Here is a 22128-nt window from a genome sequence, read left to right as displayed (position 1 = left end):
AGGCCCAATCCACTGGGGTTTGCGCGGGGGCTGCGACAATGCCCTTTGACAAGGAGAATGTGTATGGCTGCTAGCCTTTTGGTGTTGTTAGATGATATTGCCACCATCTTGGATGACGTGGCATTGCTGTCCAAGGTGGCGGCCAAAAAAACGGCAGGTGTTTTGGGGGATGACTTGGCGCTCAATGCGCAGCAGCTCAGCGGGATTCGCGCCGAGCGAGAGTTGCCCGTGGTGTGGGCGGTTGGTAAAGGTTCTCTGTGGAACAAAGCCATGCTGGTACCCCTAGCGCTGCTGCTGAGCGCCTTACTCCCTCAGGCCATTGTGCCTTTGCTGATGCTGGGAGGCGCTTTTTTGTGTTTCGAAGGATTCGAAAAGGTTGCGCACCGTTGGCTGCACACCGCACAGGAGGATGATGAGCATGCCAGCACTCTGATGGCTGCGCTCACTGATCCTGCCGCTGACCTGCGCGCTTTGGAGAAAGAGCAGGTCAAAGGGGCGATCCGTACCGACTTCATCTTGTCGGCAGAAATCATTGCCATCACGCTGGGCACCGTGCAGGACTCCAATTGGCTAACCCAGCTGGCGGTGCTCTCTGGTGTTGCAATGCTGATGACGGTGGGGGTGTATGGTTTGGTGGCGGCCATCGTCAAGCTCGACGACATGGGGCTACTGCTGATGCGCCGTGAGTCTGCCCCCGCTTGGGTGCGCAGCTTCGGGGCAGGCTTGGTCAATGCGGCTCCAGTGTTGATGAAGGGCCTCACCGTTGTGGGTACGGCGGCCATGTTCTTGGTCGGTGGTGGCATCTTGGCCCATGGTTTGCCTGGTTTGCCCCACGCCATGCTGGAGGGCAGTTGGAGTTGGCTGATTCAAGGTGGTTTGGGCGTCGTGTGCGGTGCCGTGCTGGTGTTGGTCTGGACGGTTGTGCAGCGGTTTATGTCCAAAAATAAGCGCTAAGCCTTATGGGTATTGCTCAAGCCGCTACTAAAAATATAGCAAGCGGAACGACTCTTGGCATCCTGATGGCGGCTGTGGGGGCTATTGCGTTCAGTGGCAAGGCCATCATTGTCAAGTTGGCCTACCAGCATGGTGTCGATGCGGTGACGCTCATCATGCTGCGCATGGTGTTCGCTTTACCGTGCTTTACCGCCTTGGTGTGGTGGGCGCATCGGCAGGCGCGCCGCCGTGGGCAGGTGCTGGCCGCGCTAACACGCAAAGACTGGCTGGGGGTGTTATGGCTCGGGTTTACGGGCTACTACTTGGCCAGTTTCTTGGACTTTGCGGGTTTGCAGTTCATCTCGGCATCCTTGGAACGCTTGGTCTTGTACTTGAATCCCACTCTCGTATTGGTGCTGGGTGCGCTGTTCTGGGGGCGGCGCATCGCGCCCGCTGCTTGGGTGGGGATGGCGCTCAGTTACGCTGGGGTGGTCTTGGTTTTTGGACACGAAGTGTCGTTCAAAGGTGACAACGTGTGGCTCGGTATGCTGCTGGTGTTGGGTAGCGCTATCAGTTATGCGTTGTATCTTGGCTACAGCGGACAGCTGGTACAGCGACTGGGATCTTTGCGTTTGGCCGGTTTGGCCACCTCGGTGGCGTGCTTGTTGTGCTTGCTCCAGTTTGTACTCTTGCGGCCATTGGGAAGCTTGGCCGCCATCCCCAGCGCCGTATGGGGTTTGTCAGTGCTCAATGCCACCGTGTGCACCGTGTTGCCCGTGCTGTTGGTCATGCTAGCGATTGAGCGTGTGGGGGCGGGCTTGGCGGCGCAAATGGGCATGATCGGCCCCATGTCTACTCTTTTCTTGTCCGCTTGGCTATTGGGAGAGGCGCTTACCCCATGGGTGTTGGCTGGAACTACATTGGTGCTCTTGGGGGTGTTTGTGGTTAGCCGCAAAGGTTGAGGCCCCCGCAACCCTATTGAATGTTGCGTCACCCATGAAAAAAACAATGTGGAGTGTGGTGCCACTGGTGCTGTGGTGCTCTCAGGCTTGGTCGCAGGTGGAATTTCGTCTGTGGAATATTCACCCCGAAGGCTATCCCGTTACCGAGGCATTGGAAAATTTCGCAGGCCGTGTGCAAACCCAAACGCAAGGCCGGGTGAAGTTCAAGTTATTCAATAACGCCGTTTTGGGTGATCAGCCTAAAGCCATCCAAATGTTCAAAGCGGGTGAGTTGGATGCAGGTGAATTCAGCATAGGCCCCTTGGCCGATGCTGTGCCAGAAGTCAATGTGCTGTCACGCCCATTTCTGTTTCGCGACTCTAAGCACATGTTTTCCAATATCGATGGGGCTTTGGGCAAGCGGATAGAAGAAAAATTGCTCAAAGCCGGTTACGTGGTTTTGGGGTGGTACGACGGTGGTTCTCGCTCTTTTTATTGCGTCAAACCCGTACGAACCCCCAAAGATTTGGTGGGCCAGCGCATCCGCGTCGGCCAAGCCAAGGCGGCTATCAAGATGGTGGAGTTGTTGGGGGGAACGCCAGTTGTCCTGCCGTTCAAGGATGTGTACGACGCCTTCAAGGATGACAAGATTGATTGCGCCGAGAACAACATGCCTTCCTACGAATCGACTGGGCACATGAAGCTGGCCAAGTATGTCTACCTGACTAACCACAACGTCGCTCCCGAAGTGTTGGCTATCACGGCCTCCTCATGGAAAAAACTCTCCCCCCAAGACCAAGTGGCCGTGATGGAGGCTGGCCGTCAGTCGGCGCTTTTCATGCGCGAGCGCTGGAATGCCCGGGTGGAAACCTCGCGCCAAGCCGCACTCAAGCAAGGCTCGCAATTTGCGCCCATGGGGGATGCCTCTGTGCTGTTCAAGCGATTGGGGCCGTTGTTCAACGAGTATTTGCAAAAGTCGGATTACCAGTCCGAGGTCTTTATGGTGCTGTCGCAGTAATTGTTTTGTAACAATTAAGCGACAATTTCCCTCGGGTTTACCCGAGCGGAGGTGGGGGTTTGCGATACTGCTGCTTTGTGTACCAGAGGTACTTCGCATGCAGAAATTCATCGCCTCTCTCCTGCTCGGCATGGTTTGCTCCCAAGCCATTGCGCAGGTGGAGTTGAAGGTGTGGAACATCCACCCCGAGGGCTATCCAGTCACCGAAGCTTTGGAGAATTTTGCCAGCAAGGTGCAAGCCCAGACCCAAGGCCGCGTTCGCATCAAGCTCTTTAACAACGGTGTATTGGGTGATCAGCCCAAGGCTGTGCAAATGCTCAAGACGAGGGAAGTCGACGCTGGCGAGTTCAACTTGGCTCCCATGGCCGACATCGTGCCCGAGGTCAATGTCCTGACCCGGCCATTTTTGTTCCGAGATTCGCAGCATATGTTCCAGCATATGGATGGTGCTTTGGGCAAGCGCATTGAAGACAAGTTGCGCAAAGCCGGGATTGTCGTGCTGGGGTGGTACGACGGTGGAGCACGCTCTTTTTACTGCGTGAAACCTGTGCGGGTGCCCAAAGATTTGATGGGGCAGCGCATCCGTGTGCAGCAGTCCCAAACGGCGATCAGCATGGTCAAGCTACTGGGGGGCGATCCGGTGGTGATTCCATTCAAGGAAGTGGCCGATGCTTTTCGTGATGGCAAGATCGATTGCGCTGAAAACAACCTGCCATCGTACGAAAGCACGGGGCATATGAAGCTGGCCAAGTACGTCTACCTCACCAACCACACGGTAGCACCCGAGGTTTTGGCGCTGTCCCAGCAAGCGTGGGCCAAGCTCTCTCCTGCCGATCAAACCGCAGTGATGGACGCTGGACGCCAATCTGCACTGTTTATGCGCGAGCGCTGGACGGCCAAAGTTGAGAGTGCCCGCCAAGCAGCCACCAAGCAAGGCACGCAATTCGCGCCAGCAGGCGATGCATCGGTGCTGTACAAACGGTTGGCCCCGCTGTTCAACGACTACCTGAAAAAGTCCGACTACCAAACCGAAGTCTTTATGGTGCTGACACAGTGAGTCCCGTGGTCGCCCTCGGCTCATGGGCGACTGGATTGGAGCGAGGACAGCACAATGCCCGCCACCAGCAGCACAAACGCGGTGCCGTGGTAGAGCTGTGGGTGTTCGCCCAGCAGTAGCAGGGAGAGCAAAGCGGTGAACAAGGGCATGAGGTTGATAAACAAGCTGGCTGCAGCTGGGCCGGCCCGCTTCACCCCCAAGCCCCACAAGGCATAGGCCAGAACAGCAGGTCCCACCGCGATGTAGGCCAGCGCCAACCACAACCCCCAACTGGGCTGCCATACGCTGGCGCCCATTGCCCACTCGCCGCCCGCACTGAGCGCACACCATCCAAGTCCAAAGACAATTTGGCCCAGCAGAAAGTCGGCCCACTGGGCGCGCACTGGTTGCGATGCCTCGCTGGGTTTGGCCAACATCCAGCTATAGATGGCCCACGCAATCGCAGCGGCCAACACAAAGCCATCACCTGCCACCAATTTGAGGTGCAGCAGCACTTGCCAATCCCCGCGACTCAGTACCACCAGTACCCCGGCCATGGATAGCAAACCACCGCACAGTTGGTGCCACTGCACGCGGGCACCAAAAAACAGCCACCCCAGCAACAACATCCACAATGGAATGCTGCTGCTCACCAAGGTCACGTTGATGGGGCTGGAGGTTTGCAATGCCAAATACAGCAAGGCGTTATAGGCACCAATGCTCAGCAAACTCAGGCGCGTGAACCACGACTTGTCTTGCCACAACGCACTGCCACGGCGCAGCACCCGCCACGCCCACGGCAGCACGATGATGCCTGCCAACACCCAGCGCAACAGGTTCAGTAGCAGAGGCGAGATTTGCGGCGCAATCCAGCGGCCCACCACTGCATTGCCCGCCCACAACAGGGGCGGGATGATCAACAAGGCTACCGTGCTGGGGGAAAGTTTGCTGGAGGTCATGAAATGGTGCTGTACAGCTTGAAGGACTGGGAGCGTTAAAATATCATGCTCGCTTTACCTTTTCGGCTGCTGTAGGTGCCCCTAGCGGCCAGAACTTGCTCCTTCTCCCCATGAAAACCCGTTTTGTATGCACGCTGGCGGCCGCCTTGGTGTCGCTGTCCCTGCCTTCTTGGTCGCAGGCCCAAACCGCCCCTGATGCACCCAGCAGCCCCAAGGTGAACTTTGATAAAGCCATTCAAAACGGTGACAAGGACAACTGGTACTTCTCGTGGGGTTATAGCCGCCAGCAGTACGCACCGTCGGATATCCACGTTTCCCAACCCGGTTTGGGCAATGACTTTACGGTGCACCAAGCCCAAGCAACAGACTTTCCGGCCAACTTTGGGGACACCATCAAATCCTTGTTCAGTTTGGACTTCACCACCCCGCAGAACAACGCCCGTCTCGGCAAGTTCATGAACGCAGAGAAAACCTTTGCGATTGAGCTCAACATTGACCACACCAAGTACAACACCACCATTGGCCAGACGGCGCGGGTGAGTGGTACCCAAAACAATCAGCCATTAACGGGTGGCGACCAAGTGCTGACGGACCAGTATTTCGACTACGAGCTGCACAATGGCTTGAACCACATCATGCTCAACGCCGTATGGTTCACCCACCTTTATGGTCCTCAGCACCAGCCCGGTGAGCTGCAGTTGGTCAGTCGCGTAGGGGCTGGTATTTTGCTGCCCCATGCCGACAACGTGATTTTGGGCAACCGCAATGAAGTGGGCCCAAAGAATGAGAACATCTGCTGCTTTAAGAGCAACGACTGGTGGCAGCTCAACGGCTGGACTGCCGGTGTGGAAGTGGGCTTTCGCTACACCTTCTACAAAACCTGGTATGCCGAGCTGACGCAAAAGTTCGCCTACGGTCGCCTGAGTAAAGTGCCGGTTTATCAGGGCTCAGCCGACCAAACTATTTGGATGAGTGAGCAGATTTTGTCGGCAGGTTTCTTGTTTTAAGCTTGGCCCAGTACCAGCAAAAAACAGCAAAAAAGGGCGTCATCAAGACGCCCTTTTTTATTGCCAGAACACGCTGATTGCGCGTGTCTACTTGCTTTTTCGCACCCGCAGCAACTCATCGACGATGAGGCAGATCGCCCCCAGCGTGATGGCGCTGTCGGCCAAGTTGAAAGCCGGGAAGTGCATGCCACGCCAGTGGAAGTCCAAAAAGTCCACCACATAGCCGTGCAGCAGGCGGTCGATCACGTTGCCCAGCGCGCCACCCAAAATCAAGGCCAGCGCCGCGCTAAAGAGCTTTTGGCCCGCATGGGCGCGCAACAGCCAGACGATAAGGCCGGCGGCGGCCAAGCCCAGCACCGTGAAGAACCAGCGCTGCCAGCCACTTTGGTCGGCCAGCATGGAGAACGCCGCGCCGTGGTTGTGCACCCGCACCACGTTGAAAAAGTCCGTCACCCGCGTGCTGCCCCCCAGCTGGTAGTAGCCCAGAATCAGCACTTTGGTGAACTGGTCCAGCACGATGACCACGGCCGACAGCAGTAGCCACTGCAGCCAGCGTGCAGCACCGGCCTTGCCGCTGCCTGTTTTGTTTGCAGAGCGAGCCATTACGCGTGCCTCCGGGTTTCACCGGGGCCTGCCAAATTGCTGGCACAGCGACCGCAAATGGTGGGGTGATCGCTGTGGCTGCCCACATCATCGGTGTAGTGCCAGCAGCGCTCGCATTTGGTGCCTTTTGTGACGCTAACGCTGATGGATAGTGCTGATCCAGCTATTAATTTGATAGCAGATGTAATGAAGACAAACTTCAGATCCGCACCCAAGCTGCTCAAGAGCGCGTGGTCATTGGCGTCCACGGTCAGTGTCACTTCGGCTTGCAGCGACGCCCCCACTTGGCCTGCCGCACGCAGCGCTTCTATTTCTTTGTTGACCAACTCGCGCAGCTCGCGGATGCGGCTCCACTTGGCCAGCAGTGCGGCGTCAGGTTCGCCCAGTTGCAGGTATTGGTCCAAGAAGATGCTCTCTTGGTTGCTGGCGGGCAGCTTGCCTTCGGCGCGCAGCACGCTCCAGGCTTCTTCGGCGGTAAAGCTCAGGAATGGAGCCATCCAGCGCAGCATGGTGTGGGTGATGGTCCACAGCGCGGTTTGGGCCGAGCGACGTGCTAGCGAGTCTTTGCCCGTGGTGTAGAGGCGGTCTTTGAGCACGTCCAGATAGAAGGCCCCCAAGTCCTCGGCGCAGTACACCTGCAGCTTGTGCACCACGGGGTGGAACTCGTAGACCTTGTAGTGCGCCAAGATGTCCGCTTGCAGCGCCGCAGCGCGACTCAGAGCGTAGCGGTCGATCTCCAGCAACTGGTCAGCAGGCACGCTGTGCTGCGCAGGGTCGAAGTCGCTCACATTGGCCAGCAAGAACTTGAGCGTGTTGCGTACCCGGCGGTAGATATCCACCACGCGGGCCAGAATCTTGTCGTCGATGTTCAGGTCGCCCGAGTAGTCGGTCGCCGCCACCCACAGGCGCAGGATTTCACCACCCAGCTTGTCGGTCACCTCTTGCGGCACCACGGTGTTGCCCAAGCTCTTGCTCATCTTGCGGCCTTGGCCGTCGGTGGCAAAGCCGTGCGTCAGCAGGCCCTTGTAGGGCGCGCGGTCAAACAGCGCGCAGCCCAGTAAGAGCGAGCTGTGGAACCAGCCGCGGTGCTGATCGTGACCTTCTAGGTAGAGGTCGGCCTCGGGGCCTTCGGTGTGGAAGGCACCATTGGGGTAGGCCTTGGCATGGCTGCCACGCAGCACATGCCAGAAGGTCGAACCCGAGTCGAACCACACTTCCAAAATGTCGGTGCTCTTGGTGTAGCTGTCGGCATCATCGCCGGGCTGGTTCAGGATGTCGTGCACCGCCACGCGGCTCCAGGCCTCAATGCCGCCTTGCTCCACGATGTCGGCCGCCTGGTCGAGTATCTCCATGGTGCGCGGGTGCAGCTCGCCACTGTCTTTGTGCAAGAAGAACGGCACTGGCACGCCCCAGCTGCGTTGGCGCGAGATGCACCAGTCGGGCCGGTTGGCAATCATGTCGCGCAGGCGCGCCTTGCCGTTCTCAGGGTAGAAACTGGTTTGCTCAATCGCATCGAGCGCCAACTGGCGCAGCGTCTTGGGGGCCTTGTCCTTGGTGAACACGCCTGCGCCTTCGTCCATGCGGATGAACCACTGGGCCGCTGCGCGGTAGATCACCGGCGTCTTGTGGCGCCAGCAGTGCGGGTAGCTGTGGGTGATGGGGTGTGTCGCCATCAAGCGGTTGCTCTCGCCCAGTACTTCGATGATGCGGGCGCAGGCCTTCCAGATGTGCTGGCCACCAAACAGGGGCAGCTCGTCGGTGTACACACCGTTGCCCTGCACGGGGTTGAGGATTTGGTCATAGCGCATGCCGTGGGCCATGCAGCTGTTGAAGTCATCCACGCCATAAGCCGGGGCGGAGTGCACGATGCCGGTACCGTCGGCATCGCTCACGTAGTCGGCCAAGTACAGTGGCGACAAGCGCTTGTAGCTGAACGCGCCGCCTTGCTCGACCGCTGCCGTGCTGTACAGCGGGTGGCGGAACACCAAGCCGCGCAGGGCTTCGCCCTTGGCGGTGGCGATCACTTCGCCTTGCAGTTGGTAGCGCTCCAGGCACTTCTCGACCAGCGCCTTGCCCAGCAGCAGCACGCCACGCGGGGTGTCTACCAGTGCATATTCCAGCTCGGGGTGGGCGTTGAGTGCTTGGTTGGCTGGAATGGTCCACGCGGTGGTGGTCCAGATCACGGCAAAGGCTTGCTTGTTTCCATTGGCCAGTGACTCGGGGAGTTGGCTCAGGCCAAAGGCCTTGGCCAGCGCAGTGGCATCGTTGGCTTCAAAAGCCACGTCCAGCGTGTCGCTCTTTTTGTCGGCGTATTCGATCTCGAACTCGGCCAAAGACGAGCCGCAGTCAAAGCACCAGTAGACGGGCTTCAAACCACGGTAGACAAACCCGCGTTCGATCACGCGCTTGAAGGCGCGAATCTGGCCTGCTTCGTTTTTCACGTCCATGGTGCGGTAGGGGCGCTCCCAGTCACCCAGCACGCCCAAGCGTTTGAAGTCTTCGCGCTGCTGGTTGATTTGCTCGGTGGCATACGCACGGCTCTTGGCCTGCATGTCGTCGCGGCTCAGGTTGCGGCCATGCAGTTTTTCGATGGCGTTCTCAATGGGCAGACCGTGGCAGTCCCAGCCGGGGATGTATTGCGCGTCATAGCCGCCGAGCTGCTTGCTCTTGACGATCATGTCCTTGAGCACCTTGTTCAGCGCGTGGCCGATGTGCAGCTTGCCGTTGGCATACGGTGGGCCATCGTGCAGCACGAACAGCGGTGCACCCGCGCGTGCGGTGCGCAGCTTTTTGTACAGGCCTTCTTCGTTCCAGTTTTTGACCCAAGCCGGTTCGCGCTTGGGCAGATCACCGCGCATGGGGAAGGCGGTGTCGGGCATGTTGAGCGTGTCGCGGTACACGCTGGGAGCGGCTTTGGTAGAAGAATGGGATGCGTCAGTCATGGGGTCTTTCGTCGCTGGGCAGAAGTTGCCGCTCAGTCGTTCTTGCGGCAGTCATGGCAGGTCTAGCCGGGGCTAGTCAAAACAGGTGCGCGGGGCCAAGTACGCAGGGGAGACTTTGGTGGGGCTCCCAGCCCAGTCAAATTCGGCCGGGAAACCAAGCGCGTGCATCGTCGCAGTCTTGGCGTATGCCCCGGGTCAGGGCATCCAGACTGTCGTATTTGCGTTCGTCGTGCAGTTTGTGTAGCAGTTCCACGCGGATGATTTTACCGTAGGCCCCCTCCGAGCCCAGCTCGGCGGGCCAGTCTAGGCAGTGGGTTTCCAGCAGCACGCGTCCGCCGTTCACGTCGGTGGGGTCGAGTGAGGGGCGTACGCCCAGATTGGCCACGCCGCGCAAAGGGTGGCTGCCCAAGCCATGCACCAGCACCACAAAAATGCCGCTGGCTGCGGGTTTCCAGTGGGCAAAGCGCAGGTTCAGGGTGCGAAAGCCGTCGCTGGCACCGTCTTGGCTGGCACCCAGCATGCGCCCCAGCTTGCGCCCATGCACCACGTGGCCCGAGATGCAGTAAGGGTGGCCCAGCAAACGGGCAGCATCTTGCATGCGGCCCTCGTTCAGGGCTTCGCGCACGGCAGAGCTCGATACGCGGAGTCGGTGCACTTCGTAGCTGTTCATGCGTGCTACGTCAAAGCCGTGGGCGTCGCCCATGGCGTCCAGCAGGGCGTAGTCACCCGCCCGTTGGTGGCCAAAACGGAAGTCATCGCCCACCAGCACATAGCGGGCTCCCAGGCCTTCTAGCAACACTTCGTGCACAAAGGCTTGCGGGCTTTGTTGGGCTAAGTGGGCATCAAAAGGCAGTACCACCACTTGGTCTACCCCGCAGGCGGCCAAGTCACTGAGCTTGTCGCGCAGCGTGCCCACACGGGCGGGAGCCAGTTCGGGTTTGCCGTAGAGTTGGGCGAAGTAGTCGCGTGGGTGTGGTTCGAAGGTCAGCACGCAACTGGGGATGCTGCGCTGCTGCGCTTCTCCTTTGAGCAGAGACAGCATGGCTTGGTGGCCACGGTGCACACCGTCAAAGTTGCCAATCGTCACAGCACAGGCTTGGGCCATGCCGGGGTGGTGAAAGCCGCGAAATACTTGCATGCGTTGTTATCTTTTTGATAGCAGCCTCAGCACAGGGTTGTAGCCCTGTAACGCAGTCTGTCATGGAAAAACGGTATATTGTGACGCAGCGACGCGTGACAAGCGTACGGATCGGAGTTGGTGGTTGGTTCAACCGTTGATGGAGGCGATGCGTGAAAGTCTTGAAGTTGTCGGCCCAGGGCTTGCCCCAGTCTTGGATTTCGCTAGAGCAGGCAGTGATTCACTACGCTGCGGGTGAGGTGCGTTGGGAGTCGGGTGGCGAGGTTGCCGTGTTCCATGGTGGCCACAATGCCATCACCGGCGAGCAAAGTGTTATCCACGTCAACAGCATCATTGGCACCCGCGGGGTGCCCAAAATAAACCCTTTCGATCTGCGTCCCAGTCTGACCAACACCAAGCTGTTTGCCCGTGATCGCAATGTCTGCGCCTACTGCGGCGATCACTTCCACGAAGACGACTTGACGCGCGAGCACATCGTTCCATTTGCCCAACATGGCATCGACAACTGGATGAACGTCGTCACCGCGTGCCGCGCTTGTAACCACCGCAAGGCCAATCGCACCCCTGAGCAGGCTAAGATGCCCCTGCTGTACACCCCCTACGTGCCCAGCCTGTGGGAAGACTTCATTTTGCGCAACCGCCGTATCTTGGCCGACCAAATGGAATTCCTCATGGCGCATGTGCCGCGTTCGTCGCGGCTACTGATTTGACGCCCTGTTGCTGGGGCGCGTTGATACCCGAGGAGACCCCATGGCCACAGGCCACACAACGACAAAACGCCGTATCGCACTGGTCGCACACGACGGCAAGAAAGACACCATGGTGGCACTGGCCCTGTCCTTTGCAGCAGAGTTACAGGACTGCGAGATCTGTGCCACAGGCACCACGGGTGGTCGCTTGGAGCGCGAAGTGGGCCTCACCGTCGAGCGCATGCTCAGCGGCCCGCTGGGCGGCGATTTGCAAATAGGTGCGCGCTTGGCGGTGGGGGAGCTCGATGCCCTCATTTTCTTACGCGATCCCATGACTCCGCAGCCCCATGAGCCCGACATCAATGCCTTGGTGCGCGCTTGCGACGTCCACGACGTGCCTTGCGCCACCAACCTCTCTAGTGCCAAATTGTTGTTGGCGCAATTGCTGCGGGCTTGACATCATTGCGTTGGGGCTGGGTTTACTAATGAGTTATTGGGCAAACTCTGCGCGCTGCTTGCGCAACTCCCATTGGCGCAAGCTGTCGCATGACAGTGGGTCAGCGTTTTCAAAGGGGGTTTGAACTGCTTGCTGCACCCGCACCCGCAGCATTTGTTCGATGGGTTTTTTGCGTTGCCCAGACCAGTTTAGGGCGCGCGCAAGATTCGCTGCAGATGCCAATGCGTCTAGGCCTGCACTGGGCTGTGTCATCAAATGGACCAGTGGCTCACAGACGCCGACCTCTGCAGCCTTGCAGCGATCCACCAGAAAGCTTTCGCCCAATTGGGGTAGTTGAGACTCGTATTGGTTGACTTTGCTGTCCATCATGCGCCGTAGATACATGGGGGCTTGCAGTGGAATGGCTTTGTATACCAAGGACTGAAATACGCCTTTGTCATCTGTCCAGTGTGTGGCATTGAGTAAGCCTCTCCATGCTTCGTCTTGTAGTTGGGCGTTTTCTTCTGCGAGTGCAAGCCAATGGCGTCCATTGGTGGGATCTAAAGCTATGCGAGTGCGGATCAGGTTCTGTCGGCACATAGGGCCATCAGCGGTATAGCTGCATGCAGCTTCTGCCCATGTCAGTGCTACTGGATCTCCGCTGTTTTGGGCTTGCTGCAGCATGGCGCTTGCCCATTGCGCACGCAATGGGGGGGCTGATTGCGGCGAGGGCATGGTCATCACCATAGCGGCTACGCGCTGACGCGGTGTGCCGGCCATTAGGCGCTCAATGGTTTGGGCCTCTAGCTGGTTCAGCGCATCACGTCCAACGGTGTTGGGCAGCGCATCGAATCCCCCGCTGGGTTCGCTACCTTGGCCAAGCGGTGTTGCTGGGTTATTGAAATGGATTTTTCCCAAACTGCAAACATCCCATGCATCGGGTGGTGCCATCGCACTGGTGTTGTTGAATGGCGCGTGGGAGTCAGAAATTGAGTCCATTGGAGCCAGTTGTTCAATTGGCTCCCAAGAAGATTCCATCGCCACAGGCGATTGCTCAGGAGCGGGTTCCCACAACAGCCACCAGCCACCCAGCGTGCATGCCATGAGCAATACCAACCAAGATGTACGGATGCCTGTCATGGTTGCTGCTCCTCGGTTATTTTGACAAGGCGCGCTCCCCACGCATACACATGACCTGTTTGTGGATGGACTAGAACGCCTTTGAGGTGCTCGGTTGTGTGGGTAAACACCGTGTGCCATTCGGTTCCATCCTCGTTGCCGCGCAAAAGCGTTCCATCACGGCCAGGGAGCCACCAGACACGACGTTTGGTGTCGAAGACAGGCTGACGCAAATGCGATTGGGTGGGCATGGCAATCTTGTGCCACGTGAGGCCCTGATCCAACGATTGCCGCATGTCCCCTCTCATGCCGATGAGCCACACCGCATTGCGAGCACGATCCAGTACAACATGGCGCCATTGGCCTGTTCCATCTCCCACTGCTTGCCATGGCTCTAAGGTGCCATTTGCAGACCACGCAGCCCTGTACAGAGATCCACTGTCTCCGGCGACAAGCAGTGCACTGCCATCGGGTGTCGGTGTGCCGACCCGCAGTGTGTGTTTTCCCACTTGGGTTGAGTGCCAGCTTGCGCTACTCGGGATCGATTGCAGCACGGTTCCTCGCTCTCCCAGCAGGAATTCAACGTGCCGCTCGGGGTCTTGAAATCCGCCATACAGCGTACCTGTATTGGGGAGAGGCACATCCGTGCTATTGCCAGTGGCTAAGTTCACTTGCAGACCATGGTGTGGCGTGCCAAATAGCAAAAGCATGCCCTCTTGTGGCCGCATCAGCGTGGCCAAGTAGCCTCTGTCAATGCCAGTAGGACTGGCCTGCCAATGTCGACCATCGGCGCTGTAAATCAAGGCCCCTTGAGAGCCACTGACCACCACGGCCGGACTGTTGGGGTCACGGGTGATATGGGTCAGATATGCCGGTTTGTCGAGTGCGACAAACTGGTGCAGTAACCATCCCTTGTCTGCATCTGCGGATCGAGCCATCCAGCGATCGTTCATTGCTGCCAGCAGATCGCCGTTGGCCAGTGGTTCTAGTTCATTGACGTAACCCGGAGGGGCTGTATGCAGCGTATTCCATGATTTCCCTGCATCGCTACTGACCAACAAACGAGCCCCATCACCTGCGGCAATGAACCGTTGGTGCGCACCGTCCCATGCGATCGCATTGATGGTTCTTCCAATGTCGCCGTTGCCTCGCACCGCATGCCAATGGCGGCCTTTGTCGGTACTGCGGTAAATCAGACCATTTTCGGCGGCTGTTACCCATACCGCAGAGTCCGGGGTGGCCGCGAAAGATGTCACCAAACCGCTGCCTGTGGGCAATCGACAGCGCTGCCATTGGGTGGAGGTTGTCCATACGCAAGCCCCTTCTTTTCCCCACATCCATAGGAGTCCGTTGGGGTCCAGTGCATGACGCTCCAGTGTGCCTTGGGATAGGCTTTTGGCAATTCGCCACTGTCCTGCTGGTGTTTGCATGTGGACGGAACCATCCCCCGTGCCCATGAAAAGGATGCCGTCTTTGGCTGTGAGTGTTTCCCCGTTTTTGGGGGCGGCCGGGACAGGGTGCCACTGCTCCCCGGCATCATTGGACGACCATAATGCACTGTTCTGGTCTAGAAGCCACCATTGGGTGGCTCCGTGCCGAATCTGTGTCGCTACCAGTGCGCGTGGGGTCAGTGCTGGGGATGCAAGTTGCTGCCAGGTCGTCAATGAAGCGCGTGCTCGCAGCAGCAGATGCCCGTCACCTGCAACGAGTACGTCGGTGCCATCGCTTGCTACGGCTAAGAGATCTTCTGAGGATGCGTTGTTCAGGTCAGTCCAATGCTGTCCGCAGTCTTGCGAGTGCAAGAGCAAACCGCGTGTGCCAATCGCCAGTAGATTGCCTTGGTATGGGAGTATTCCTACCACGCGCCCATTGTGGGCGGTTTGCGATGTTTCCCACGCCGCTCCGGATGGGCTAGGTAGGCGCCAGATCGTGCCATCACTGCCTGCCGTCAACACGGAGTTGCAGACATCGGTGTGCAGCAAGTGCCAAGTGGGATTGATGACCCGTGCGTTCCATGAGGTTTGGGCATATGTCGGTACAACCATGGTGCTAGAAGCAAGCACGAGCAGCAGTCGCAACCCAAATACCACCATGACCATTGCTTTTTGTTGGAGCATTTTTGCAAAGTCAAGATTGAGGCGTGAAACCGATGGGCTGCATAAGCATGCCCATCGGTCCAAGCGCGGTCGTATTAGAAGCTTGTGATGTCAGACTTTTTCACGTTGCAATTGGTGGTATCCCACGCAATTGGCAACTTTTCTGCATCGCCACTGGTAACGCCGTTGAATGGAATGCAAGCAGCATTCGATTCGCTGGTACTGCTTGAGCTCCAGTTTTTCCAGCGAATTGTGCGAATGGTTGCCACATCACCGTAGTTTTTGTTCACTGCAGCCATGCCAGATTTCAGGGTTCCATTCACAGTAACATCACTGATGCTGACGGTGCGCTTGCCTTGTTTGGGGCAATTGCCACAAGAGCGGTAGAGCTTGCCGTTGCTGCCGTTAACCGTGAAGTTGCTAATGCTTACGGCGCCGCCAACCCCATTGTGTTGGAATATTTTGTCTGCGCCATTGCTTGCACTGCCACCGGTAACGGTCATGGTAGTGCCAGAGCCTCCCAAGGCAGTTGCCGCGTCTTCGCACACATCTTCCCAAACTACGTTCTCCAGTTTGCATGTGCCTTCGCAATGAATGCCATCCGCACCGCCACCGGCTTTGATGACAAGATTTTTGACGGTGCCACCGGCCTTGACCAGCACCACAGGGGCTTGGTTCTCATCGCCTTCATCGCAACTTGTTCCCAAGGATGCACCGGCGAAATCTTTGGTTCCAGACACGGTTGTCGTCTGGGCGTGAGACACCATCATCAGGCCGCCCAATAGCAGGGCGCCAAATATCTTTTTAGACAGGTTTTTCATATTTCCCTCTTCAGTTCGAGATTGATCATCTTTGCAGCTTGGCTGGCGGCTGTTTGGTTTGGCCTGCTAGCTGCACCCATCCGCAGTGCCGTATGACTGTGGACGTGCTTTGGGTCGTTTGGATTAAGACGCTTTGTGTGAATACCTCCTTGTTTGTGTTGGTGGCCCACAAAATGTATATCAATTAACTTGTTTTGGAAACATTTTGTAAACGTACGCATGGTGAATGAATCGTGTCATGAGTGTTTTCATAACGTAAGTTGTTGATCTTTCAGAGAATAAAAACAGCAAGGAAAGTGGGGAAATTGGGCGGTTTTAGTTGGGTTGCCTAACGTTTTTTTTGTGATTCCGATATCTTTTGTGAACAGGAAATGGCTTCTGCTGGACGTACACTTGCTGTTTTGAAACGTTTTTTTTAGTAGTAATTAGTATGAAATGAGTATGGCTGGTTGAGTTGCAAAAGCATGACGGTTTTGCTGCTTTGCGCTGTAGTGCAAAGCGCTGGGGCAGGCGAGTTGTTTGCCAAAGAGGGGGCAAACGACGCAGTCAAAACCTTTCTACAACCTGGCGATGTAGCAGGGGGGCGCGCCATTTACCAAGGTGGTCGCAAGTGGTTTGTGGCTTCGAGTCAAGTCAAAACCAACAACATGGACGTAGGGATTGGCAATGCAGTGCTCACTACGTCTATAAACGGGCGGTACTTTGCCACGCAGTATGTGACCGCAAGTATCAATTCGGTGGAGACTAATGGCTATTACACCTATAACGTGTGTAGCAGTGTTGATCCCACCATCATCTATAAAGTCAAAAAATCCATGGGGGTATTTGATAACTGTGTGCTAGTGCGTCCAATAACACAGGATGACTCTCAAAAGTCAGATGCCGCAGTTGGTACCATGCGGTTGGACATTCTCAATACTCGAGAGGGAAATCGCTTCTACAGTGTGATCATGGTCATCAATTTGATGCAGCTAGGGCTTGAGGGGGGCGCTTGTCCGAGTGGTCTGCATCAGCCATCAATACAGATCCTAAAAAGCAACGCTTTATAGAAAAGCTCACTCAGTGGGCGGATAAGTTTCGCGACGGAGTTGCTTTGGCGATTGAGTACAGCAAACCAGCCGATGCATTCAAAGATGTTCCAGACATGGACTTCTTGTTTGATCCGATGTACGCGAGCGCTGGAGTCCAAAGCCAAAAACCCAATCAAGGAAACAGCCTTGTGTTCTGTTCCAAGCTGGAGCGGATGGTGCAAGAAGGCAAAGAAACCTGCCCGCAATAAATAATCGTTTTTCCAACAAAAAAGCGCCCAAGGGCGCTTTTTTGTTGGCGTGCCGCACAAGGCTAGTGGGGCGCTTACCCTTTAGCCTTCTGCTCCCCGAGCTTCACGCTCACCTCCTTGGGTTTGCCGCGGTGCCAGATGGATAGGGTGATGCTGGTGCCCGGTTTTTGGTCGGCCACCAAGGCAGGCAGGGTGGCGCTGGTGTCCAGTGGCTTGCCTTCAAACTTTAAAATCACATCGCCCGGCAGCAAGCCCGCCTTATCGGCTGGGCCGCCTTTTTCGACCGACTGCACCAGCACGCCCGTGGGTTTGTCGAGTCCTGCAAGATTGGCCACCTCGGGGGACACATCTTGGATGATGACGCCCAAGCGGCCCCGTTCCACTTTGCCGTGGGCCAGTAGCTGGCCTTCTACTTTCATGGCCACGTCAATCGGGATGGCGAAAGACAGGCCTTGGTAGCCCCCGCTTCGGCTGTAAATCTGCGAGTTGATGCCAATGACCTCTCCCGCGAGGTTGAACAGCGGACCGCCCGAGTTGCCGGGATTGATGGCCACATCGGTCTGCAAAAACGGGGTGTAGCCATCGTCGGGCAGGGTGCGCGACTTGGCCGAGACGATGCCCGCAGTCACCGTGTTGTCCAACCCAAAGGGCGAGCCAATGGCGAGCACCCATTCGCCCACCTTGGTGCTGCTCGGGTTGCCTATGCGCACCGTGGGCAGGTTGTCGGCATCGATCTTGAGCACAGCCACGTCCGAGGTGCGGTCTATGCCTACCACCTTGGCCTTGAATTCGCGCTTGTCTTGCAGCTTGACTGTCACCTCATCGGCATCGGCCACCACGTGGGCGTTGGTCAGCACCACGCCGTCGGACTTGACAATAAAGCCCGAGCCCAAACCCGAAACCGGTGCCTCTTGGGGCTGGCTAGGGCCTTGGAAGCGGCGGAACAGTTCTGCGAATGGATCGTCGGGATCGACTTGCCCAAACGGGAAGCCACCAAACGGATTGCCTTGGCTGCGTGTTTTGACCTTGCCACTGATACTCACGTGCACTACGGCCGGGCCTTGTTGCTCCACGATGCTGCTGAAGTCCGGCAGATTCATGCCCGCCCTGCTGGTGGCAGCAACGGTGGGCACGGTAGCCGCTTGCGCGCTGGCAGGGCTGGTGTGCTGCGACAGGGCGTAGCCGCCCAGCGTGCATGCGGCCGCCAGCACGCCGATGGCCGTGGCCTTGAGGTAGAGCGAGGGTACTTTGTTTGCAGTAGAAATGGTGGAATGTGACATCGCGAATACGCCTCCATAACAACAAAAACAACGCTGCTATGGAGGTGCGCACTCAGCCAAAAGTTCCCGTAGATGCTGTTCCTAGAGCGGGTGCGAGACGATTTTGAAATCTGGGTCGTCCGGGTCGCTCTTGACGCTAAAGCCCAAGCTGCGCATGAGTTTGAGCATGTTGGGATTGTTGGACAGGACTAGGCCCACGATCTCGCTCAGGCCTTGGTCGCGCGCCACATCCATGATGGATTGCATCAAGCGTGAGCCCAAGCCGCGGCCATTGAAGTCGTCGGCCACTAGGAGCGAGAACTCGCAACTGGTTTGGTCGGGGTTGGTGACGTAGCGCGACACCCCGATGATGCGCTGCTTCACCTGCACATCACCATGCTCGTCAATATGCTGTTCGTTGTGCACGGCAACCAGCGCCATTTCGCGGTCATAGTCGATGAGGGTGAAGCGCGCCAGCATGCTGGGGGGCAGCTCTTTGATGGTGGATGCAAAGCGGAAATAGCGGCTTTCATCAGACAGATTTTTCACCATGGCTTGCAGCATCTGTGCATCGTCCGGGTGAACCGGACGCACCGTGCATTCGCCCCCGCCCGATAGGGGCCAGGTGCGTTCGTACTGGCTGGGGTAGGGTAGTATGGCCAGGTGGTGGTAGTGGTGAAAGCGGCTTACCAACCCTTGTGGAGCGTGGTCGATGGCAATGCGCGCATCCACCGCCACTGCGCCGTGTTCGTCCACGATGAGGGGGTTGATATCCATTTCGCGCAGTTGGGGCAGCTCGCACACCATTTCGGACACCCGCAGCAGAATGTGTTCCAGCGCCTCTATGCTGGCCGGTGGCAAGCCGCGCCACGCGCCCAAGGTCTCGGCCACCCGGGAGCGTTCAATCAAGCGCCGGGCCAAGAACTGGTTGAGTGGGGGCAACTCCATGGCGTGGTCGCCAATCAGTTCGATCATGGTGCCGCCAGCACCAAAGGTGATAACCGGGCCAAAGGGCTGGTCGGTCAGCAGGCCGATGCAGATTTCGCGCCCTCGGTGGGCGCGGGCCATGGTTTGCACGGTCACGCCGTTGATGCGTGCATCAGGCTGGTGGCGGCGTACGGCCTGCACCATGCTCTGGTAGGTGTCGCGCACGCTGGTGGCGTTGGTCAGGTTCAGTACCACGCCGTGCACATCACTTTTGTGGGTGATGTCGGGTGAGTCGATTTTGAGCGCCACCGGAAATCCCATTTGCGTGGCGATCATCATGGCCTCGGTCGGGCTGCGCGCCAGCATGGTGGGCGTGACCGGGATTTGGAAGGCCGACAACAGGGCTTTGGACTCCATCTCGGTAAGCACTTTGCGGCGCTCGGCCAGCACGCTTTCTAACACCAAGCGGGCACCTTCCACGTCGGCCTTGGTCTGGCTGGACATGGGCATGGGCGTTTGCTGCAGCAGCTGTTGGTTTTGGTAGAAGCTGGCGATGTTGCCAAACGCGCCTACTGCGGCCTCGGGCGTGCGGAAACTGGGTAGGGTGGAGTTGGTCAGCTCTTTGCGGCCACTGACGACGCTGGAGTCACCCATCCAGCAGGTGAGCAAGGGTTTGACCTTGTTGGCTTGCGTGTGCGTCACGGCGCGGGCTATGTCGGCCGCGTCTTGCCCAGGTTTGGGCGAGTAGATGACCAAGATACCATCCACATTGCGGTCTTTCACCGCAGCTTGCACCGCTTTGGCGTAGTGCTCGGGTGTGGCGTCTTCGGACAGGTCGATCAAGTCGCGCAGCGAGGCTGCTGCGTTGATCTGTGGCTTGAGTTCAGCCGCAATATCGGGGCTCAGGATGCCCAGTTCCAGCTGGATTTCGGTGATCCAGTCGGTGGCCAGCACCCCAGGGCCTCCGCCGTTGGTGATGACGGCCAAGCGCTTGCCCACGGGGCGGTAGCGCGAGGCCAAGCATTTGGCCGCCGAGAACAACTCCACAAACGAGCGCACGCGCACCGCACCTGCCCGGCGCAGCGCGGCGTCAAACACGTGGTCACTGCCGCCCATATTGCCGCTGTGGGTTTGTGCGGCTTGGGTGCCGGCGTTGTGCCGCCCTGACTTGAGCACTACCACTGGTTTGGCGTTGGCGGCCATGCGCAGCGCGCTCATGAAGTGGCGGGCGTTGCGAATGCCTTCTACGTAGACCACGATGCTTTGGGTCTGTGGGTCGTTGGCGAGGAAGTCCAGCACTTGGGCAATGTCCACACCCGAATGGCTACCCAGCGCCACCACACTGGAAAAGCCCACGCCGTTGTTGGCTGCCCAGTCCAGCATAGAGGCCGTCAGCGCCCCACTTTGCGACACCAAGGCCAGTGAGCCCGGTTGTGCCAAGGGGCCAGCGCAACTGGCATTGAGCTGCAAGCTGGGGCGCTGCATGCCCAGTCCATTGGGGCCCAGCAAGTGGATGCCGTTTTGGCTCGCTTGGCGTTGCAGGTCTGCCGCCATATTGGCCGGTATGCCTGTGCCCACCATGATGGCCGCTTTGCAGCCTATGCGGGCTGCAAGCTCCAAGGCGGCGGGCAGTTCCAGCGGTGGCAGGGCGATCAATGCCAAGTCGGCGCGGGTTTTGGCCAAGTCGGCCAGCGTGCCCGTCACCCCGATGTCTAGAAACAGCAGCTTGCCCTGAAAGGTTTGTGCTTTGAGTGCCGCTGCCAGTGCGCGTGCTTGGGGTGTTTGTTCGGCGGCGCGATCTTTGGAGCCCGTGAATACGGCAATGGTTTTGGGGCTAAAGAGCGGGGTGAGAAAGTGTTTGTCCATGGAGTCCTCCCTTGGTGTTGACTCTCAGTTGGCGCCAATAAGTACTTTGACGTGTTCGGCCACGCTGCGAGCCAAGGCGTTGAGCGCATAACCGCCTTCTAGGCATGAAATCACATGTCCATGGCAATGGCGTTGCGCCACTTCCACTATCTGCTCGGTCACCCAAGCGTAATCGGTTTCGGTCAGGCCCAAATTGCCCATATCGTCTTCACGGTGGGCGTCAAATCCAGCCGAAACGTAAATCAGCTGCGGGGCAAATGCATCCAGCGCTTGTATCCAGTGGGTGCTCACTGCATCCCGGAACGCGGCGCTGCCAGAGCGTGCTGGCAAACCCACATTCACCATGTTGTCTCCGCGGGGCTCTTCGCCATTGAAGGGATACAAGCCCAATTCGAATATGGAGCACATCAGCACACGCGGATCGTCGCAAAAAATATCCTCACTGCCATTGCCGTGATGGACGTCGAAGTCGATGAGTGCCACGCGCTTGAGGCCATGGATATTCAGCGCATGCCGTATGCCCACAGCGGTGTTGTTGAAAAAGCAAAATCCCATGGCGCGACCTCGCTCGGCATGGTGACCCGGTGGCCGCACTGCACAGAATGCGCTGGGGGCTTTGCCTTCCAGCACCAAGTCGGTGGCCAGTACCGCAGCCCCTGCAGCATGGCGGGCTGCCACTAGGGTGTGCGGGTTCATCTCGGTATCGGGGTCAATCCGCACCAAGCCTTCTGCGGGGGCCAAGGCCAGCAACTCACGGATGTAGCCCAAGCTGTGGGCTTGGGCCAGTTGGGCGTCGGTGGCAGCTGGAGCATCGTAGGGGGCCATGTAGTCCAGCAGCCCTTTGGTCAGCAGCATGTCTTGGATGGCTGCCAAGCGCTCGGGACATTCGGGGTGGTCGGCGCCCATAGCGTGGCGGGCGCAAGCAGGGTGGGTGATGTAGGCGGGCAGCATGTTGTCTCCAGTGTAGGCGTGCCGCAGGGCGTTTTCTTGTCTTGGCTCAAGGGTGGCGTATGGATAATGCGCGCTCCTGACGCTGGCCTTGCGCCATTTTCTCTACTA

Annotated in this window: 19 protein-coding genes; 9 read left to right on the top strand and 10 right to left on the bottom strand. The window is 58.1% G+C overall.

Annotation, left to right across the window (positions count from 1 at the left end; genetic code table 11):
- Positions 1-63 precede the first annotated feature (63 nt).
- The 4 genes from KIK84_RS14820 to KIK84_RS14805 all read left to right on the top strand — a co-directional run bounded on the left by KIK84_RS14820 (position 64) and on the right by KIK84_RS14805 (position 3949).
- Positions 64-954, top strand: a complete 891-nt coding sequence (locus tag KIK84_RS14820) for a DUF808 domain-containing protein (RefSeq protein WP_214123863.1) — start codon at positions 64-66, stop codon at positions 952-954.
- 5 nt (positions 955-959) lie between these two features.
- Positions 960-1895: a DMT family transporter gene (locus KIK84_RS14815; protein ID WP_214123862.1), complete on the top strand. Its 936-nt coding sequence runs from the start codon at positions 960-962 to the stop codon at positions 1893-1895.
- A gap of 34 nt (positions 1896-1929) precedes the next feature.
- Entirely contained in the window at positions 1930-2892 is a 963-nt protein-coding gene (dctP, locus tag KIK84_RS14810; RefSeq protein WP_214123861.1) for a TRAP transporter substrate-binding protein DctP, read from the top strand.
- A 97-nt stretch (positions 2893-2989) separates the two neighbouring features.
- Positions 2990-3949, top strand: coding sequence for a TRAP transporter substrate-binding protein (locus tag KIK84_RS14805; protein ID WP_214123860.1), 960 nt, complete (start codon positions 2990-2992; stop codon positions 3947-3949).
- A 20-nt stretch (positions 3950-3969) separates the two neighbouring features.
- On the opposite strand, the gene KIK84_RS14800 is transcribed toward KIK84_RS14805, so the two are convergent.
- Positions 3970-4887 carry a DMT family transporter gene (locus KIK84_RS14800; protein WP_214123859.1) on the bottom strand — a complete coding sequence of 306 codons (918 nt, stop codon included), beginning with the start codon at positions 4885-4887 and terminating at the stop codon, positions 3970-3972.
- A 110-nt stretch (positions 4888-4997) separates the two neighbouring features.
- Between KIK84_RS14800 and KIK84_RS14795 the strand changes: the two genes are divergently transcribed.
- Positions 4998-5894, top strand: a complete 897-nt coding sequence (locus KIK84_RS14795) for a hypothetical protein (RefSeq protein ID WP_214123858.1) — start codon at positions 4998-5000, stop codon at positions 5892-5894.
- An 87-nt stretch (positions 5895-5981) separates the two neighbouring features.
- On the opposite strand, the gene lspA is transcribed toward KIK84_RS14795, so the two are convergent.
- From lspA to KIK84_RS14780, 3 genes are all read right to left on the bottom strand, one after another.
- Positions 5982-6497: a signal peptidase II gene (gene lspA, locus KIK84_RS14790; protein WP_214123857.1), complete on the bottom strand. Its 516-nt coding sequence runs from the start codon at positions 6495-6497 to the stop codon at positions 5982-5984.
- On the bottom strand, positions 6497-9439 hold the full coding sequence (ileS, locus tag KIK84_RS14785; RefSeq protein WP_214123856.1) for an isoleucine--tRNA ligase: 2943 nt from the start codon (positions 9437-9439) through the stop codon (positions 6497-6499). The genes lspA and ileS overlap by 1 nt, the downstream gene beginning before the upstream one ends.
- A 136-nt stretch (positions 9440-9575) precedes the next feature.
- Positions 9576-10577 (bottom strand): bifunctional riboflavin kinase/FAD synthetase, encoded by a 1002-nt coding sequence (locus KIK84_RS14780; RefSeq protein WP_214123855.1) that lies wholly within the window; start codon positions 10575-10577, stop codon positions 9576-9578.
- 152 nt (positions 10578-10729) lie between these two features.
- On the opposite strand from KIK84_RS14780, the gene KIK84_RS14775 reads away from it, so the two are divergent.
- The gene (locus KIK84_RS14775) at positions 10730-11287 is read left to right on the top strand and encodes an HNH endonuclease (protein ID WP_214123854.1); all 558 of its coding nucleotides are present in this window, start codon (positions 10730-10732) and stop codon (positions 11285-11287) included.
- A 40-nt stretch (positions 11288-11327) separates the two neighbouring features.
- The gene (locus KIK84_RS14770) at positions 11328-11723 is read left to right on the top strand and encodes a methylglyoxal synthase (protein WP_214123853.1); all 396 of its coding nucleotides are present in this window, start codon (positions 11328-11330) and stop codon (positions 11721-11723) included.
- Positions 11724-11756: 33 nt separating this feature from the next.
- On the opposite strand, the gene KIK84_RS14765 is transcribed toward KIK84_RS14770, so the two are convergent.
- From KIK84_RS14765 to KIK84_RS14755, 3 genes are all read right to left on the bottom strand, one after another.
- On the bottom strand, positions 11757-12842 hold the full coding sequence (locus KIK84_RS14765) for a hypothetical protein (RefSeq protein ID WP_214123852.1): 1086 nt from the start codon (positions 12840-12842) through the stop codon (positions 11757-11759).
- Positions 12839-14866, bottom strand: a complete 2028-nt coding sequence (locus KIK84_RS14760; protein ID WP_214123851.1) for a YCF48-related protein — start codon at positions 14864-14866, stop codon at positions 12839-12841. The genes KIK84_RS14765 and KIK84_RS14760 overlap by 4 nt, the downstream gene beginning before the upstream one ends.
- A 146-nt stretch (positions 14867-15012) precedes the next feature.
- Positions 15013-15738, bottom strand: a complete 726-nt coding sequence (locus tag KIK84_RS14755; protein WP_214123850.1) for a pectate lyase — start codon at positions 15736-15738, stop codon at positions 15013-15015.
- Between the two features lie 464 nt (positions 15739-16202).
- On the opposite strand from KIK84_RS14755, the gene KIK84_RS14750 reads away from it, so the two are divergent.
- Positions 16203-16787, top strand: a complete 585-nt coding sequence (locus tag KIK84_RS14750; RefSeq protein ID WP_214123849.1) for a hypothetical protein — start codon at positions 16203-16205, stop codon at positions 16785-16787.
- Complete coding sequence (locus KIK84_RS14745; RefSeq protein WP_214123848.1) at positions 16730-17017, top strand: hypothetical protein; 288 nt, start codon at positions 16730-16732, stop codon at positions 17015-17017. The genes KIK84_RS14750 and KIK84_RS14745 overlap by 58 nt, the downstream gene beginning before the upstream one ends.
- 74 nt (positions 17018-17091) lie before the next feature.
- Here KIK84_RS14745 and KIK84_RS14740 read toward each other — a convergent pair whose 3' ends face one another.
- From KIK84_RS14740 to KIK84_RS14730, 3 genes are all read right to left on the bottom strand, one after another.
- Positions 17092-18297: a Do family serine endopeptidase gene (locus tag KIK84_RS14740; protein WP_214123847.1), complete on the bottom strand. Its 1206-nt coding sequence runs from the start codon at positions 18295-18297 to the stop codon at positions 17092-17094.
- 81 nt (positions 18298-18378) lie between these two features.
- A complete protein-coding gene (locus KIK84_RS14735; protein WP_214123846.1) occupies positions 18379-21069 on the bottom strand; it encodes a bifunctional acetate--CoA ligase family protein/GNAT family N-acetyltransferase in 2691 nt (896 codons plus the stop codon).
- Positions 21070-21093: 24 nt separating this feature from the next.
- Complete coding sequence (locus KIK84_RS14730; protein ID WP_214123845.1) at positions 21094-22020, bottom strand: histone deacetylase family protein; 927 nt, start codon at positions 22018-22020, stop codon at positions 21094-21096.
- Between the last annotated feature and the right edge of the window lie 108 nt (positions 22021-22128).

The sequence above is a fragment of the Curvibacter sp. CHRR-16 genome (assembly GCF_018474005.1).
GTDB lineage: Bacteria > Pseudomonadota > Gammaproteobacteria > Burkholderiales > Burkholderiaceae_C > Allorhodoferax.
The sequence above is the reverse complement of the archived record's forward strand: the minus strand, read 5'-3'. Positions and strand labels throughout refer to the sequence as shown.